This window comes from Massilia consociata, from assembly GCF_042432755.1.
In the GTDB taxonomy this organism is placed as follows: Bacteria; Pseudomonadota; Gammaproteobacteria; order Burkholderiales; family Burkholderiaceae_D; genus Telluria; species Telluria consociata.
In genome coordinates, this window is record NZ_JBHLWP010000009.1 from 481,944 (window position 1) to 497,980 (window position 16,037).

Sequence of the window (16,037 nt, forward strand, 5' to 3'; positions counted from 1 at the left end):
GTAAGCCTTTCGGTAACCCTCCATTATAGCGCGGCCTTCCTTCGCAGTGGTCCCGGCGCCTGTCTTTCCGCTGCGGCTGTCGTGTTCATGCATTGAGGATCGACAATATTCGTGGCCGGACTGCGGTGTACCTTCGTACGGAATCTTCCGAATGCTCGTAAGAAGGATGCCATGACGAAATCCCTCTCATTCCTAGTCCTTGCTATGGCCAAACGCCTGCCGCGCCGGTTGGCAATCGGCGCCGCGTTCGCCGCCAGCACGCCGGCGTTCGCCTCGGTGCCGCTACCCCTTCCGATGCGCGGCACCGCGCCCGAGCTCCTGGCCGCCGCCATGGTCACGCTCGCCGCGCTCGCGATGGCCGTGCTCCTGTCGCGCCGCACCCAGGCGGCCGAAGAGCGCTCCCGATCGCTCGAACAGCAGTTGCAGGCGGAACGCCGCGCACATGCCGATGTCGAAAATGCCTTGGCCGGCAGCCATGAAGTGCTGTGCCGCCTGGTGCGCAAGCAGGAAGGCGTGCGCGACAGCGAGCGCAACCGGATCGCGCGCGACCTGCATGACGAGCTCGGCCACCGGCTGCTTTCGTTGCGGGTCGAATTGGCCCTGCAGCAAGCCGCAGTGCGTGGCACCTCGCCGGCGGCACACGATAAGCTGTCGGTCGCGATCGCCAACCTCGACGCCGCGATCCGCGCGGTGCGCGCCATCGTCGCGGGCCTCAGGCCGATCGCCCCGGGAGACACCCTGCGCCAGGCCGCCGAGCGCCACCTGGCCGATTTTGCGCGCCTGCATGGACTGGACTACCGCTTCGATGCCGGCGTCGATCCGGCGCGCCAGCCGGGCGACCGCGAAGCCGACGCGGTGCTGTTCCGCGCCTTGCAGGAGTCGCTGTCCAATATCGCGCACCACGCGCATGCCACGACCGTCTGCGTCACCCTGGTCGAATCGGCCAGCGAGATCATGTTGAAGGTCGAGGATGACGGCGTCGGCCTGGCGGTACCGGTGGTCCGTGGTTGCGGCCTCGACGGCATGCGCGAGCGCGCCGAGGCGTTCGGCGGGACCATGCGGGTCGCCAACGGGCGCCGGGGCGGTACCGTGGTCTGCGTTACCCTGCCGGCAAGGCGGGAGGCAATCCCGGTCTGAACCGATCCACAGGACATGTTCTCTTGCTGAAAATCAAGAAGGCGACCGCGGCGCGGTAGCAGAATTCTTTCCTGTTGGCAGTCATTTCGGCTGCCGGACCGGAACCGCAGAGGACGACCATGATCAGTTCGACAAGCGACGGCGCCGCCGACGGTGCTCCTGCCCCTACCGCACTCGTGAAGGACAGTGCTTTCGTCGGGCAACTGATGGAATCGCTGTCGATCCCGGTCTTCGTGCTCGACCGGCAAGCCCGCGTCATGATCTGGAACCGCGCCTGCGAGCGCCTGACCGGCGTGTCGGCCAGTGAAATCGTCGGCACCAGCGAGCATTGGCGCAGCTTCTACGAGCATCGCCGCCCGACGCTCGCCGACCTGGTCTTGCAGAACCGCACCGCGGAAGTGCGCCGGATAATGCCGCGCTGCGCGCCGGAGGGCATGCCGTCCAGCCTGTGCATCGAGTCCTGGTTCGACATGCCACGCGCCGGCCGCCGCCGCTACCTGGCCGCCGAGGCCAGCCCGATCTTCGACGCCGAGGGCGAACTGGCGGCGGTGGTGGAAACCCTGCGCGACCTGACCGACGAAAAAATGGCCCAGGTCGCGCTCGAGCAACTGGCCACCCGTGACGGCCTGACCGGCCTGGCCAACCGGCGCTGCTTCGACGACACGCTACACGCCGAATGGGCACGCGCCCTGCGCCAGGGGCAGCCGTTGTCGCTCCTGATGGTCGACGTCGACAACTTCAAGGCCTACAACGACGCCAACGGCCACCTCGGCGGCGACGAATGCCTGAAACGCATCGCCAAGGCGGTGTCGAGCGAGATGCGCGCCAACGACCTGGTAGCGCGCTATGGCGGCGAGGAATTCGCCGTCATCCTGCCGAACCAGTCGCTCAAGGGCGCCGCGATCGTGGCCGAACGCATCCGCTGCCGCGTGGAGCAGCTGCAACTGCCTTCCACTGCGCCCACCCGCCACGTGACGGTGTCGATCGGCGCAGCCACCGCCATCGCCGGGCCGGACAACAACGCCAGCCAGCTGGTGGCCACCGCCGATGCCGCCCTGTACCGCGCCAAGCATCTTGGCCGCAACCGCATCAGCCTGCCGCTCAGCGAAGCGGCCTGAATCGCCCGCATCGCCTGCCGCATTGCCCGGATTCTGTGCGGGCCTCGGCCCGGGCCGCCTCGCGTATGCATGCCTGATTGTGCTGTTCTTTCCTTGCCGAATATTCTATCCTTTGCGGTTAGCAATATTCCATAAAGGAGAGAACGTGCTGAAACCCACCCTGTCGCGGACCGTGCTCGCGACCCTCATTTCCACGGGCATGCTTGCGTTTGCCGCACCTGCCCTGGCGGCGCCAGCCACCAAGGCAAGCGCGGCGAGCGCGGCCGGGGGCGACGTGTTGCCGTTCAAGGCCACCGAGAAGACCCTGCCCAACGGCCTGAAGATCATCGTCGTGCCGACCGGGTTCCCGAACCTGGTATCGGTGCACATCCCGGTGCAGACCGGCTCGCGCAACGAAGTCGAGCCGGGCAAGTCCGGCTTCGCCCACTTCTTCGAGCACATGATGTTCCGCGGGACGCCCACCTACCCGCCGGAGAAGTACCAGGAGATCATCACCAGGGCCGGTGCGCGCCAGAACGCCTACACCAGCGACGACCTCACCAATTACTACACGACCTTCGCCAAGGAAGACCTGGAAACGGTGCTGAAGGTCGAGGCCGACCGCTTCCAGAACCTATCGTATCCGGTCGAGGCATTCAAGACCGAGTCGCGCGCCGTGCTGGGCGAGTACAACAAGAACAGCGCGAACCCGATGCAGAAGCTGTTCGAGACCCAGCGCGAAGCCGCCTTCAGCACCCACACCTACCGCCACACCACCATGGGCTTCCTCAAGGACATCGAGGACATGCCGAACCAGTACGAGTACTCGAAGGTCTTCTTCGACCGCTGGTACCGTCCGGAACGCACCACCGTGATCATCGCGGGCGACGTCGAGCCCGCGAAGGCGGTCGCGATGGTCGAGAAATACTGGGGCGCCTGGCGCCGCGGCAGCTTCAAGTCCAACGTGCCGGTCGAGCCGGCGCCGAAGGGGGCCCAATACCGCCACGTGGCCTGGCAAACCCCCACCCTGCCGCTGGTGACCGTGGCTTTCCGCGCCCCGGCCTTCTCCGACACGCAAAAGGACCAGGCCGCGTTGTCGATGCTGCTGTCGCTGTCGTTCGGGCGCACCTCGCCCCTGTACAAGCGCCTGGTGCAGGACGAACAGAAGGTCGACCAGCTGTTCGACTTCGTTCCGAACCGCGTCGACCCGACGCTCGCCACCATCGGTGCGCGCGTCAAGAAGCCGGCCGATGCCCTCTACGTGCGCGACGCCATCCTGCAGACGGTGGCGAAGCTGCGTGACGAGCCGGTGACCTCCGCCCGGCTCGCCGACGCCAAGTCGGCCAACAAGTATGGCCTGATCCGCTCGCTCGACAACACCGAGGCGATCGCCTCGACCCTGGCCTCGTACGTGCACTTCGACCGCTCGTTCGGCACCCTGAACCGCTACTACCGCGTGGTCGACAGCTTGACGCCGGCCGACCTGCAGGCCGCCGCCCGCAAGTACCTGGTGGACGACTCGATGGTGGTGACCACGCTGTCGCACGAGGCGCTGCCGGCCGGGATCCAGACCCTGCCGAAGCTTGCCGACCTGGCGCCGGCCGCAGCGCTGTCGGACGCCAGGTTCGATGTGCTGGTGCAGAAATCGGCCCTGCCGCAGATCCGCTTCAAGCTTCTGTTCGCGGCCGGCTCGGCGCACGACCCGAAAGGCAAGGAAGGGCTGGCGGCGCTGACTGCGGCGATGGTCGCGTCGAGCGGCTCGCGCGAGCGCAAGATCGACGAGGTGACCAAGGCCCTGTTCCCGCTGGCCGGCAGCTTTACCGAGCAGACCGACAAGGAGATGACCACCTTCACCGGCACCACCCACAAGGACAACTGGGACCAGTACCTGGGTATCGCCCTGCCGCTGCTGGTGGAACCGGGCTTTCGCGAGGAAGACTTCCGGCGCCTGAAGGATGCGCAGAAGAACGCGCTGGTGCTCGACCTGAAGGACAATAACGAAGAGGAATTCGGCAAGGAAAGGCTGCAGGCAAATGTCTTCGCCGGCACGCCCTACGGCCATCCGGTGCTGGGCACCGTCAAGGGCATCGAGTCGATCACCCTGGACGACGTGAGGAATTTCTATCGCCAGGCCTACACGCAGGGCGCGGTACGGGTCGGCATCTCGGGCGACGTGTCGGACCGGATGGTCGCCTCGCTCAAGGCCGCACTGGCGCGCCTGCCGGGCGGGAACGGGCTGGCGGCGACGCCGGCCATCCGCGGCCGCATGCCGAACGGACTGGAGGTCGAGATCATCGAGAAGAACACGCGCGCGACCGCGATCTCCTTCGGCCTGCCGCTGGAAGTGACCCGGTCGCATCCGGATTTCCCGGCCCTGTGGCTGGCCAAGACCTGGCTGGGCGAGCACCGCGCCTCGAGCGCGCGCCTGTACCAGCGCATCCGCGAAGAGCGCGGCATGAACTACGGCGACTACGCGTATATCGAAGCCTTCCCGCGCGGGATGTTCCAGTTCTTCCCGAGCCCGAACCTGGGCCGCAAGGCGCAGCTGTTCGAGGTCTGGATCCGTCCGGTGGCGCCCCAGAACAGCCACTTCGCCCTGCGCGCCGCGCTGTTCGAACTGGACAAGCTGCTCGCCAACGGCCTGTCCCAGCAGGACTTCGAGACCACCCGCGGCTACCTTGAAAAGAATGTGTTCGTCATGACCGCGACCCAGGACCAGCAACTGGGCTACGCCCTCGATTCGCAGTGGTACCGTACGCCGGAATTCACGCGCATGATGCGCGAAGGTTTGCAGAAGCTGACGGTGGCGGACGTGAACGCGGCAATCAGGAAGCACCTGTCGAGCAAGAACCTGTCGGTGGTGATGATCACCAGGGACGCGGCCGGGCTGAAGGAAAAGCTGGTGAGCGATGCGTTCTCGCCGATCAGCTATGACGCGAAAAAGCCGCAGGCGCTACTGGACGAGGACCAGCAGATCGGGTCGATGAAACTGGGGATCAGGCCGGAAGCGGTGCGGATCACGCCGGCATCGGCGGCGTTCGCAGAGTAAGGCAGTCCGGCTGCGGGCTGTAGCAGTGAAATCGGCGCCCCGGGGGCGCCGATTTTGTAGGTGCTGCGGGCTGTGTTGGAAAACTTGGGTTTCCGCCTGCGCGGGAACGACGTCTGCAAGTACCTGGCCACGCTTTGGTTCCCGCTTTCGCGGGAACGATGCACAAGGTTAGGTGCCCGCGACACCTCGTTTCATTCACCAGCCTGAAGACCGTCGCTCCCGCGAAGGTGGGAGCCCGATTGTCGCGGGAGTACCATCAATGCATGCGCCCGCTCAGGACGTCATGCGATCCCATCCATGGCGAACCGCCGACTTCATCTTCTCCCAGGTCGACTGCCCACCGCTGCCGTAACGGGTATCCCAGTCGGTCCGCAGGTCGTTCTCCACCTCGTTCCACTGGCGCCCGCGGTACTTCTCGTTGAGCGCCATCTCCGAACCGTAGGAATAGGCCGGCTTGTACTCGTCGTACGTGCTGCCGCTTTCGGTGCTGTAGGTGGCGTTCCAGTGCGAGCGGTATTCGCGATCGTTGTCGTCGTCATCGGTCATGCGCTCCCATCCGTGACGCACCGCGGACTTCATCCTGTCCCAGGCGCCGCCCACGGCCGCGCCCGCCCCGCCCGTGGTGCCGGCCGAGGTGTCGGTGGTGTCGCCGGAGACGCCGGTGCCGACGTTGACGCGCGAATCCCAGCCGCGGCGCATGTCGCCCTCGATGTCGTCCCATGGGCGGTTGCGGTACAGTTCGCTCTTGCGCATTTCGGCGCCGTAGGAGTACGCCGGCTTGGCGCTGTCATAGTCGACGCCCGAATCGCGCAGGTGCGTGTCGTAGTGGCTGCGGTAATAGCTGTCGTCGTCATCGGTCGTCATGCGGTCCCAGCCCTGACGCACTGCGGCCTTCATTTTTTCCCAGGTCGAGGGGCCGCCGCTGTTGCGGGTATCCCAGTCGCTGCGCAGGTCGTTCTCGACCTGGTCCCACTGGCGGCCGGTGAACCTGCCGCTGCGCGCCATCTGCGACCCGTAGCTGTAGGCCGGCGCGTAATCGTCGTACGACTCGCCCGAAACGCCGTAGGTGCTGGTGAAGTGGTTGCGGAAGTAGCTGTCGTCGTCGCGCATGTCGGAGCGCGCCATCGTGCCGTCCAGGCGCTGCACGTCGACTTCGGTATGGCGCACGGTGTCGTGGATCTGCTCCTGGCGCTCGCTCACCTGCTTGCCGACCGTGACTTCCTCGACAATGCGGGCCGACTTCTCGACCACGGGCTCCTCGGCGGTCTCGCGCATCTCGATGCTCTGCTCCCGGAACGCGGCGCTGTCGCCGGCGCCGAGCGGCTGGTTCACCGGACGGCGCTGCACGTCCACATGCTCTTCGCGCAGGCTCACCGTTTCATTGACGGGCGTTTCGCGCACCCGCGAGTAGATGCGCACGCCGCCGCGCTGGACTTCGCGCTTGCCGACGCTGAGCTGTTCCTCGACCACCGGGATCGATTGGGTGCCGGCCGCGTGCATGGCGTCGCTGCGTAGCGACTCGGTGCGGCTGGAACCCGGCTGGTAGCTGGTGTCGCGCTGCTGCGAGACCCCGGTGGCGCCGGTCAGGTTGCCCGAGTCGAGCTGCCGGGAACCCAGGTGCGCGTGGCTCGGGCTGCCCACCGGATCGCCGCCGAGTCCCGAGCCGGGCGTCTGGATTGCGTTCGTCGCCGAGCTGCCTTGCAGGGTACCGCCCTGCTGGCCCGAGCCCAGGAACGAGGTGTCGCTCTTTTGCGTGCCGTCGAGCGAGGAGCCCTGCACCGAGTTTTCCTGCAGGGTCGAACCCTGCAGCGAGGTGCCGCCGGTGGCGCTCAGGCCGCTTTTGCCCTGCGGTTCCTGGTAGGTCTGGCCCATCGGCTCGGCCTGGTTGAGCGACTGCTGGGCGAACAGCTTGCGGTCGCCCGGGTTGTCGAGTTGTGGCGTCGCCAGCTGCTGGCTCTGGCCAAGGCCCGACTGGGTCGACTGGGCCGACATGCCGGCCGACTGCTGCATGCCGCCCGCGCCGCTCATGCGCATGGACTCCGGCGTGGAGGCTGTCGCGCCCATGCCGGCCATGGCGCCGGCCCCCATCGCGCCCACGCCCGAGGCCTGCTCGTCGATGTCGGTCGGCCCGTAGCGCTCGACGATATCTGCAGCGCGTTCGACCTCGGGCAAGGAATCGGCGGTTACGGTCAGCACGTGGTGGCCGCGGGTGACGGCGCCCTCGTACCTGCTGGCATGCTCGCTGTTGTCGGCGCCGAACAGGTCGGTGAAGAAGTTCTTGATGGTGGAGCTGATGCCGCCCCCGGTGTCGTCGGCGTCGGTATTCGTCGCGCTGGCGCCGGTCACGCTGTCGGTCATGCCGGTCGGGTCGGAGTTCGACAGGTGTACATCCTGGCGGGAAAAGTTCGACGACAGGAGTTCATTCATCGCATTCTGTGCGTCGGTCCGGTTGTCGAACACGGCTACAAGCGTATGTTGCATGGTCGTTCCTCCGTAAAGTAGTTGTCCTTGCCTCGTGGCCTTGAGGCTAGTGAGTTGAGATTACATCAATCACGTCAGGGCGCGCGCGCGGCTGCCGGTCCGGCCCGGCACGGCGGTTTCGCTTCAAATCGTCGGGAAACGCGGGCAATAAGAAAACGGCGCCGCAGCGCCGTCGTCCGCCGCCCGGAGAGGGGGCACGGGCGACCCGCCCAGCCCGGCTACGAAAGCAGCCGGGCTGGCCAGGTCGCCCCAAATGCTCAATACGAGCGGTTGGTGCCGCCGCTGTCGGTCATGCGATCCCAGCCGTGGCGGACCGCCGCCTTCATCTTCTCCCAGGTGGAAGTGCCGCCGGTATTGCGCGACTCCCAGTTGGTGCGCAGGTCGCTTTCGACCTCGTCCCACTGGCGGCCGGCGTACTGGCCGCTGCGCATCTGCGAGCCGTAGGTATAGGCCGGCGCATAATCGTCGTACGCCGCTCCGGTGCTGCCGTAGTTGCTCTGGAAATGATTGCGGTAGTAGCTGTCGTCGTCGATGCCCGACTGCCCGGACACGCCGCCCAGGCGCTCGACCTCGACCTCGGTATGGCGCACCGTGTCGGTGATCTGCTCCTGGCGTTCGTTCACCTGCTTGCCGACGGTGACTTCCTCGACCACGCGGGCCGACTTCTGCACCACGGCTTCCTCGGCGGTTTCGCGCAGTTCGATGGTCTGCTCCTTGAACGCGGTGGCGTCGGCCGGGCTGATCGGCTGGTCGACCGCGCGGCGCTGCACATCCACGTGCTCCTCGCGCAGGCCGATGCTCTCGTTCACCGGGGTTTCGACGATGCGCGAGAAGATCCGCACGCCGCCGCGCTGGACTTCACGCTTGCCGACCTTGAGTTGCTCTTCCACCACCGGGATGCTCTGGGTAGCGGTATCGCGCTGCAGCGAGTCCACGCGCTGGCCGCCGCCCTGCATGCCCTGCAGGCTGGAGCCGGTCTGGGTCGACTGGAGCGTGCCGGCGGACTGTGCCGACATCGACGACGACTGCTGCATCCCGGCGCTCATTCCCGCAGCCCCGGCCGTCGTGCCCATGCCGGCCATGCCCACGCCGGCCGAGTGCTCGTCGATGTCGATGGGACCGAAGCGCTCGACGATGTCGGCGGCGCGCTCGACTTCCGGCAGCGAATCGGCGGTCAGGGTGACCACGTGCTTGCCACCCGAAACCGCGCCCTCGTAGCGGCTCATGCGGTCGGCGTCGTCGTCGCTGCCGAACAGGTCGCTGAAGAAGTGCTTGATGCTGCTGCCGATCCCGGTGCCGCTGTCGGTGTCCGTGCCGGCGGTGGTACCGGTGGTGGTGCTGCCGGCGCTCATGCCGGTATCGCCGGACATGCGCACGTCCTGCTGCGAGAAGCCCGATGCGAGCAGTTCATCCATCGCGCCCTGTGCGTCTGCGCGGTTGTCGAATACGGCTATCAGGGTATGTTGCATGGTCGTTCCTCCGTCATGGTGGGTGTCAGGGTGTTGGCGGTGTGCCGGCCTCGTCGAAGCGCTCGACCTCGACCCGCTCGGCCTTGAGCGGGACGGTGTCCTGGTAGCGTTCTTCGTGCCGGATGCGGGTGATGTGCAGTTCCTCCTTGATGCGCAGGCGGCGTTCGACCACCAGCACTTCCTCGAGGACGGGTACCACCAGCGTGTCGCCTTCGTGGCGCGTTGCGGGTGCCTCTTCCAGGGCGACGATCCGGTCGACCGGGACGTGCCGGACATCGACTTCCTCGCGCGTGAGGCGCTCGTCGATGGTGACCGGCTGCTCGGAAACCGTTTTATGGATGCGGACGCCGCGTCCGGTTTCGACGACGCGGGTGCCGACGTCGAGCTGCTCCTCGATGACGGGAATGCGCAGGCCTTCCTGTGAATTTGTTTCGGGGATATTGCTAGACATCGTCTCGGCTCCTTGTCGCAGGCAGTCGAACGAGATTACCGCAATCGGTGCGCGGCACGCGCACCGTTGCCGCGCCGGAACGATGAGCCCGCATGGCGCGGGCGGGCCGGTCAGAGGAAAGGGTTGTCGACGGTCTTGACGTCGGGCGGGGGAAGCGCATCGGGCAGTTCGCCCTGCTGCTCGCGCGCCTCGAGCGCGGAGACGACGGCGGCGAGCGCCGCGTGCAGGCGCCGCGCCGCGGCCAGGCCGGGCTTGTCCACGGTGAGGTCGACGTCGCCGGACACCGTGATGCGGTCCAGGCGGTTCTCGAGCATCAGGTTGCCGATCTCGAGCACGTCGGCTTCGTTGGCGTAGGGCTTGAAGGTTTTCTTTGCTGGCATGGATTTCCTCGGCGTGGGTTGTGCGGCGGACCGGCTCCACCGGATCAGTTCCGGCTCTTCCTCTGGCGGATTTTCGGTAGCGACAGCATGCGCTCCTTCTGCTGTTGCGTGAGCGAAGGCAGCAGCTCGATGCCGACGATGCGCTCGAGTTCGGCGACCGGGATCACGTGGATCGGTGCGTCGCCGCGGTTCTCGACGAACCAGGCGGCGGCGGCCTTCTGGCGGGGACTGTACACCACCTTGTACAAGTGGCTCGGCACCAGTACGTTACCGACCTTGCGCAGGTTGCTGCCAAGGAAAGCCGGGCCGGTGATGACATACAGCGCGCCATCCTTCTTGACCATCTTGCGCACTGCACCTTCGATCGGCGCCCAGATGTGCCGGTTATGCTCGCGGTCCTGCGGCACCATGTTGGCCAGCGAAAAGCTCTCGCGCTGGGCGCGGCGGTCCGGCATGTTGCCGTTCGGGGCAAGGTGCCCGCGGTCGAAGCCGCTGCGCGCATAGTCGGACAATTCGGCCCGCTGCGAGCGCGGCAGGCGCGGCTCCGGGTGGAAGGCATTGTCGCGGTCGAGGCCTTGCGCGGCCTCGATCTGGTCGGCGCCAAGGTATTCCGCCGACCACAGCGCGGTACGGGTGACGCCCGAATGCATGATGCCGAATTGGCTGTAGCACAGTTCGCGCGTCGCGGCGGCCAGCTTGGGGTTACGGATTTCCGGCGGGCGGCCGTCGAGATAATGGTTGGCACAGCTGGCGGCATGGACGGCGCCGGAAGCCAGCAGCGTCGCCAGCGTGGTAGCCACGGTCGCGGCAAAGCCGAGGCGGGCCAGGAAGGGTCGGAGCATGGTGTATCGGGTGAACATAAACAACCCGCATTGTAGCCGAGCACCATTGAGGGAGGTCAAACGCCCAGTCGCGTATGGTCGCGCACGATTGAATCGCCATTTCTTGCGAGAATGGTCTAAAATTGCCCCTTCCTCAACAAATGATTCCTTTTGGGAAACCTAACCCGAAGAGAATGAATCGAACGTCGATCCCAGAGGAGTTGCGCCGCTTTGTCCTGACGAGCGTACCCTCCGTGCCCTTCCTCGAGGCGCTGCTGCTGCTGCGCGCCAACCCCGGCCAGCAGTGGACCGGGGCGATGCTGGCCGGCCGGCTGTACATCAGCGAACGCACCGCGCAGGCCCTGCTCGACGACCTGTGCCGCGCCGGCATGGCCGCCCCTTGCGCGGCGCCGCACGAAGCCTGCTTCTGCTACGCACCGGTCTCCGACACGCTGCGCGAGCGCATCGACGGCCTGGCCGACCTGTATGCGCGCCATCTCGTCGATGTGACCAACCTGATCCACTCTACCCTCGACCGGAAGGCGCAGCAGTTCGCCGATGCATTCCGTTTGCGCAAGGATACCTAAAGGAACCACATGGGCGAACTCATCTATACCCTGTGCATGCTGACCTCGCTGGCCTGTACCTGGCTGCTCTTCGCCAGCTACCGGCGTACGCGCTACCGCCTCCTGTTCTGGAGCGGCTTGTGCTTCGCGGTAATGACCTTGAACAACCTGTTCCTGATCTTCGACAAAGTCGTATTTCCGAATGTCGATTTCATGCCGCTGCGCGTCGTCAGTGCGCTGGCTGCCTGCCTGCTGTTGTTGTACGGACTGATCTACGAGAAGGAGTGAGCCGATGGTCCATATGATGTACGGCGCGATATCGATGGCTTCCCTGACCATCGCGCTGTTCTTCCTGCGCTTCTGGCGCAATACGGGAGACCGGTTCTTCCTGTATTTCGCCCTCTCGTTCTTCATCGAAGGACTGCACCGGGTGTATTCCGCCGTACTGAATGAAGCTGGCGAGGATTCGCCGCTGCATTACCTGATACGGGTGCTGGCCTACGGCATGATCGTATGGGCGATCGTGGAGAAGAATTTGCCGCAGAAGGAAAGGCGCGACCGGGAAGATGCAAACTAGCGTGCGCCCGCTCGTCCGGGCCGGCGCGATAATGGGCCATGAAAAACCGTCAACAGGAGGACAGCATGGCCCCATCGATCCAACCAGGTAGTCAACCAGGCAACGAACAGAAAGCCGCGGACCAGGCCGCGCCGAACGCGGGCGGCGGCCAGGACCAGCGTTCCGAGAACCTGCTCCCGGGCGAGGAAGGCGCCGAGGACGGCCGTTTCGACGTGGCCGAGGAAGTCAGCCTCGACCAGCATTCGGACGAGGCGCGCCGGGTCGGCCAGATGCCTGAAAACGGCATTGCGGATGCCGTACCGGACGCGCTCAAGACCCCGGTACCGTCGCAGCAGGTACCCGACAAGGACTGACCCGGCAGGGCTGCCGCAGCGCGGCCCTGCCGGCGAGGCGTTCCCGGCTCCGCCGGGCGCCTCGTTCGCTATCCCCCCATCGCTCCCATCACACCCATCGCCACGCCCATCTTCAGGCCCTCGATCGTGTGCGCCTGCTGGATCGGTTCGAGGCGCTCGACCACCCGGCAGCCGAGATTGTGGCGCAACTGCTCCGGCAGGCTCTCGTAGAATGCGCGCGACACCTGCAGGTCGTGCTTGATGGCGTTGGTGGCGTCCGGGGCGTCCGCCCCGACCACCAGAACCGGCCGCGAGATGCTGGAGCGGTTGGCCGTACCGCGGTGGATCGTGAGCGCCGAGCGCGCCGAGATGTCGCCCACCTTCGGCAGCTTGCGCTGCGCACGCGCCTCGTAGCGCGGCCACAGTTCCTTGGCCGGAAACATCGGGTCGCCGTCGTAGGTATCCCACTGGGTGCCGGGTGCGATTTCGAATGGCCCCATTTCCTCGGTCACGTCGACGGTCGTGATGTTGAAGGCAAGCGAGCTCAAGCGTCGACCCCGGACCGTCTCCGGCGGCGCCGCGAAGTCGCGGTGCCAGGGTTGGTGCATGGCGCCCGGACCCGGTACGTCGAAGCCGACTTCGACCAGCCGGTAATCCGGCCCCAGCACCGCGCGGCACACGGCGACCACCCATGGGTGGCTGGCGATGGTGACGAAACCGCGCAGGCGCTCCGGGTGCACCTCGACGTAGTAGCGGTTCGGTCCGCGGTTCAGGGCGCCGCCTTCGCGTGCCTGCGCCTCCTCGAACAGCATGTCGATGTCGGCGCGCAGTTCCTCGATGGTGCTGCGTTCGAAGGCGCCGCGGCAGGCGATGATGCCGTCGCCGTAGATGCCGCCCATGATGGCGCCGACGTCGTAGTCGGCGCCGGTTTGTGCGTTGTTCATTCTTCCTCCTCCAATACAGGCCAACGGCAATGGCGCCGCGGCACGTCAATACTATGGATATTATCCCGTCCGCGTCGCCGACGTCGCTTGCATCGGCTGCGGCGCGCCCCACCTCTGACCCGGCCGGCGGGTTGCGGCATTGACAGCGCCCGCAGCGGCTCGTACATTGTTGAACTTACCGCAACCCTGTGCAAGCCATGCAAGCCATGCGACCATCATTCCACTGCCGGCCGCTGCCGGCCGCTACCGAGGGTGGCGCGCAGTGAAGCCTCCCGGACGCGCCAGCGTACTGCTGGTGTGCGAGCGGCCCGCCCCGGATCCGGTGGTGGCCCGGGTGCACGAGGAGCTTGGCCAGGCCCTGGTGTGGGAACGCACGGCCGCTGAAGGACTCGCCCTTGCGCGCAAGCAGGATTTCGCGCTGATCCTGGTCGACTATGGCGGCGACCCGCAGTCACTCGCCGATACCATCCGCCAGGTGCGCAGCAACCGCCGTTCCAGCCACACCCCGGTGGTCGCGCTCGGGTTGCCGGCACAGGCACCGTTCCCGGTGGACCCGCTGTATGAAGCCGGCGCCATCGCGGTGCTGACCGAACCGCTGTCGCCGACCGTCCTGCGCGCCAAGGTGCGCTTCTACATCGATGCCTTCGTCGCGATGGAGGAACGGCGCCGGGCCGAGGCGGCCCTGCTCGAGACCCGTTCGCGGCTGGAGTCGATCATCGCCGCCGCCGAACTGGCGGTGTGGAGCTGGGACATCCCGCGCGACCGGGTCAGCGCCGATGCGCGGATGATCGAGATGTTCGGCATTTCCTCCGCGCTGCGCGACGGGGAGCCGGTGGCGGCGTATTTCGATGCCCTCCATCCCGACGACATCGCGGCGACCCGGGCGCTGCTGGACAAGGCCATCGCACACGGCGGCGTGTACGACGCCACCTTCCGCATTCGGCGCGGCGGCGGCTGGCGCTGGGTCATCGCGCGAGGGCATGTCGAGCACGACGCGGGAGGCGCGGCGACCTGCATGCAGGGCGTCGTCATCGACGCCACCCGCCAGTTCGAAGCCGAGCTGCAGCTGCGCCTGAGCGAGGAACGCTACCGTACCCTGTTCGACTCGATCGACGAAGGCGTGTGCGTGATCGAGATGCTGTACGACAGTGCCGGCCAGCCGAACGACTACCGTTTCCTCGAGACCAATCCGGCCTTCCTCAAGCAGACCGGCCTGGCCGACGCCATCGGCCGCACCATCCGCCAGATGGCGCCCGGTCACGAGCGGTACTGGTTCGACATCTACGGCCGCGTCGCCGCCAGCGGCGAGCCGGTGCGCTTCATCAACGAGGCCAAGGAGCTCGGCCGCTGGTACGATGTCTACGCCGCCCGCATCGGGCCGCCCGAGCAGCATCGGCTCGCGGTCGTCTTCAACGACGTCACCGAACGGCGCCGCAACGAAGATGCGCTGCGCCAGATGGCGGCCGACCTGGCCGAGGCGAACCGTGTCAAGACCGAGTTCCTGGCCACCCTGGCACACGAGCTGCGCAACCCGCTGGCGCCGATCCGCAGCGGCCTGCAGTTCATCCGGCGCGCGCCCGACGACCCGGCCGCCGTGCAGCGCATCCACGCGATCATGGAACGCCAGCTGGGCCACCTCGTCAACCTGGTGGACGACCTGCTCGACGTGGCGCGCATCACCCGCGGCCAGATCGAACTCAAGCGCGAGCGGATCGAACTGGCGGCCGTGCTGTCGGCCGCGGTCGAGACCAGCATGCCGCTGATCGAGGCGGCGCGCCACCACCTGGACGTACGCATGCCGGTCGAAGCGCTGGTGGTCGACGCCGACCTCACGCGCCTGACCCAGGTGGTATCGAACCTGCTCAACAACGCGGCCCGCTATACCCCGCGCGGCGGCAACATCGTGCTTGCAGCCGAACGCGACGGCAATGAAGCGGTGATCGCGGTGTCCGACAACGGCGTCGGCATCGATCCGGCTTCGCTGGACGACGTGTTCAAGATGTTTACCCAGGTTGGCGACAGCCGCAAACAGGGCGCAGGGGGACTGGGAATCGGCCTGTCGCTGGTGCGCAGCCTGGTCGAGCTGCACGGCGGGACGGTACATGCTGCGAGCGCCGGTACCAATGCCGGCAGCGTGTTCACCGTGCGGCTGCCCCTGTCCGATGCCGCGCCGCAGATGGCTGCGCCTGCGGACGCGCCCGCGGGCGTTGAGCCGGCGGCGCCTGCCGTCCCCCGCCAGGGCTTGCGCGTGCTCGTGGTGGACGACAACCGCGACGCGGCCGAAACCCTGTCGGCGCTGCTCACCCATATCGGCCACAGCGCACCGGTGGCCAACGACGGGCACCAGGCCTTGCGCATGATGGCCAGCTTCCAGCCGCAGGTCGTGTTCCTCGACCTCGGCATGCCGGGCATGTCCGGCTACGAGGTGGCGGCGGCGATCCGGCGCGACCTGCGCCATGCAGGCGTCAAGCTGGTCGCCCTGACCGGCTGGGGCGGCGAAGCGGACCGCGAACGTACCGCGCAGGCCGGCTTCGACCTGCACCTGACCAAGCCGGCGACCACGGCGGCCATCGAGGACGTGCTCGCGCGGCTTTGAGCCGGCCCGGGCACGGCTGTTCGTCCATCTCCTGACACAGCAGCGGCTCGCCATCGGCCCGCTCCCGTGCCTGTCAATTGTGCGCGCTCCATGCGCCCGGGACCGCACACTGTCAGGTGTTTTGTCTCGAGCCGATG

The 16,037-nt window shown here is 66.8% G+C and carries 14 protein-coding genes; 8 read left to right on the plus strand and 6 right to left on the minus strand.

Annotation, left to right across the window (positions count from 1 at the left end; genetic code table 11):
- Positions 1 to 204: 204 nt before the first annotated feature.
- The 3 genes from ACFFJK_RS09200 (at position 205) to ACFFJK_RS09210 (ending at position 5,283) form a co-directional block, all read left to right on the plus strand.
- Positions 205 to 1,137, plus strand: coding sequence for a sensor histidine kinase (locus ACFFJK_RS09200; protein WP_379678809.1), 933 nt, complete (start codon positions 205 to 207; stop codon positions 1,135 to 1,137).
- A 206-nt stretch (positions 1,138 to 1,343) separates the two neighbouring features.
- A complete protein-coding gene (locus tag ACFFJK_RS09205) occupies positions 1,344 to 2,255 on the plus strand; it encodes a sensor domain-containing diguanylate cyclase (RefSeq protein WP_379679002.1) in 912 nt (303 codons plus the stop codon).
- Between the two features lie 145 nt (positions 2,256 to 2,400).
- Positions 2,401 to 5,283: a M16 family metallopeptidase gene (locus ACFFJK_RS09210; protein WP_379678810.1), complete on the plus strand. Its 2,883-nt coding sequence runs from the start codon at positions 2,401 to 2,403 to the stop codon at positions 5,281 to 5,283.
- Between the two features lie 273 nt (positions 5,284 to 5,556).
- Here ACFFJK_RS09210 and ACFFJK_RS09215 read toward each other — a convergent pair whose 3' ends face one another.
- From ACFFJK_RS09215 to ACFFJK_RS09235, 5 genes are all read right to left on the minus strand, one after another.
- Entirely contained in the window at positions 5,557 to 7,764 is a 2,208-nt protein-coding gene (locus ACFFJK_RS09215; protein ID WP_379678811.1) for a DUF2382 domain-containing protein, read from the minus strand.
- Positions 7,765 to 8,021: 257 nt separating this feature from the next.
- A complete protein-coding gene (locus ACFFJK_RS09220) occupies positions 8,022 to 9,233 on the minus strand; it encodes a YsnF/AvaK domain-containing protein (RefSeq protein ID WP_379678812.1) in 1,212 nt (403 codons plus the stop codon).
- Positions 9,234 to 9,258: 25 nt separating this feature from the next.
- Positions 9,259 to 9,684 carry a DUF2382 domain-containing protein gene (locus ACFFJK_RS09225; protein WP_379678813.1) on the minus strand — a complete coding sequence of 142 codons (426 nt, stop codon included), beginning with the start codon at positions 9,682 to 9,684 and terminating at the stop codon, positions 9,259 to 9,261.
- A 110-nt stretch (positions 9,685 to 9,794) separates the two neighbouring features.
- Positions 9,795 to 10,064 (minus strand): hypothetical protein, encoded by a 270-nt coding sequence (locus ACFFJK_RS09230; RefSeq protein WP_379678814.1) that lies wholly within the window; start codon positions 10,062 to 10,064, stop codon positions 9,795 to 9,797.
- Between the two features lie 44 nt (positions 10,065 to 10,108).
- Entirely contained in the window at positions 10,109 to 10,906 is a 798-nt protein-coding gene (locus tag ACFFJK_RS09235; protein WP_379678815.1) for a DNA/RNA non-specific endonuclease, read from the minus strand.
- Between the two features lie 233 nt (positions 10,907 to 11,139).
- Between ACFFJK_RS09235 and ACFFJK_RS09240 the strand changes: the two genes are divergently transcribed.
- The 4 genes from ACFFJK_RS09240 to ACFFJK_RS09255 all read left to right on the plus strand — a co-directional run bounded on the left by ACFFJK_RS09240 (position 11,140) and on the right by ACFFJK_RS09255 (position 12,381).
- Entirely contained in the window at positions 11,140 to 11,472 is a 333-nt protein-coding gene (locus ACFFJK_RS09240) for a hypothetical protein (RefSeq protein WP_379678816.1), read from the plus strand.
- A gap of 9 nt (positions 11,473 to 11,481) precedes the next feature.
- Positions 11,482 to 11,739: a DUF5985 family protein gene (locus ACFFJK_RS09245; RefSeq protein ID WP_379678817.1), complete on the plus strand. Its 258-nt coding sequence runs from the start codon at positions 11,482 to 11,484 to the stop codon at positions 11,737 to 11,739.
- Between the two features lie 4 nt (positions 11,740 to 11,743).
- A complete protein-coding gene (locus ACFFJK_RS09250; protein ID WP_379678818.1) occupies positions 11,744 to 12,028 on the plus strand; it encodes a DUF5985 family protein in 285 nt (94 codons plus the stop codon).
- 65 nt (positions 12,029 to 12,093) lie between these two features.
- On the plus strand, positions 12,094 to 12,381 hold the full coding sequence (locus ACFFJK_RS09255) for a hypothetical protein (RefSeq protein ID WP_379678819.1): 288 nt from the start codon (positions 12,094 to 12,096) through the stop codon (positions 12,379 to 12,381).
- A gap of 68 nt (positions 12,382 to 12,449) precedes the next feature.
- Here the strand turns inward: ACFFJK_RS09255 and ACFFJK_RS09260 are convergent, their stop codons facing one another.
- A complete protein-coding gene (locus tag ACFFJK_RS09260) occupies positions 12,450 to 13,304 on the minus strand; it encodes a phytanoyl-CoA dioxygenase family protein (protein ID WP_379678820.1) in 855 nt (284 codons plus the stop codon).
- 262 nt (positions 13,305 to 13,566) lie between these two features.
- On the opposite strand from ACFFJK_RS09260, the gene ACFFJK_RS09265 reads away from it, so the two are divergent.
- Positions 13,567 to 15,900, plus strand: coding sequence for a hybrid sensor histidine kinase/response regulator (locus tag ACFFJK_RS09265; RefSeq protein ID WP_379678821.1), 2,334 nt, complete (start codon positions 13,567 to 13,569; stop codon positions 15,898 to 15,900).
- Positions 15,901 to 16,037: the final 137 nt, after the last annotated feature.

Coding starts and splice junctions, on each gene's coding strand:
- ACFFJK_RS09235 (WP_379678815.1), bottom strand. CDS start 10,906: ATGCTCCGACCCTTCCTGGCCCGCCTCGGCTTTGCCGCGACCGTGGCT.
- ACFFJK_RS09245 (WP_379678817.1), top strand. CDS start 11,482: ATGGGCGAACTCATCTATACCCTGTGCATGCTGACCTCGCTGGCCTGT.
- ACFFJK_RS09225 (WP_379678813.1), bottom strand. CDS start 9,684: ATGTCTAGCAATATCCCCGAAACAAATTCACAGGAAGGCCTGCGCATT.
- ACFFJK_RS09250 (WP_379678818.1), top strand. CDS start 11,744: ATGGTCCATATGATGTACGGCGCGATATCGATGGCTTCCCTGACCATC.
- ACFFJK_RS09200 (WP_379678809.1), top strand. CDS start 205: ATGGCCAAACGCCTGCCGCGCCGGTTGGCAATCGGCGCCGCGTTCGCC.
- ACFFJK_RS09255 (WP_379678819.1), top strand. CDS start 12,094: ATGGCCCCATCGATCCAACCAGGTAGTCAACCAGGCAACGAACAGAAA.
- ACFFJK_RS09230 (WP_379678814.1), bottom strand. CDS start 10,064: ATGCCAGCAAAGAAAACCTTCAAGCCCTACGCCAACGAAGCCGACGTG.
- ACFFJK_RS09260 (WP_379678820.1), bottom strand. CDS start 13,304: ATGAACAACGCACAAACCGGCGCCGACTACGACGTCGGCGCCATCATG.
- ACFFJK_RS09215 (WP_379678811.1), bottom strand. CDS start 7,764: ATGCAACATACGCTTGTAGCCGTGTTCGACAACCGGACCGACGCACAG.
- ACFFJK_RS09220 (WP_379678812.1), bottom strand. CDS start 9,233: ATGCAACATACCCTGATAGCCGTATTCGACAACCGCGCAGACGCACAG.
- ACFFJK_RS09205 (WP_379679002.1), top strand. CDS start 1,344: ATGGAATCGCTGTCGATCCCGGTCTTCGTGCTCGACCGGCAAGCCCGC.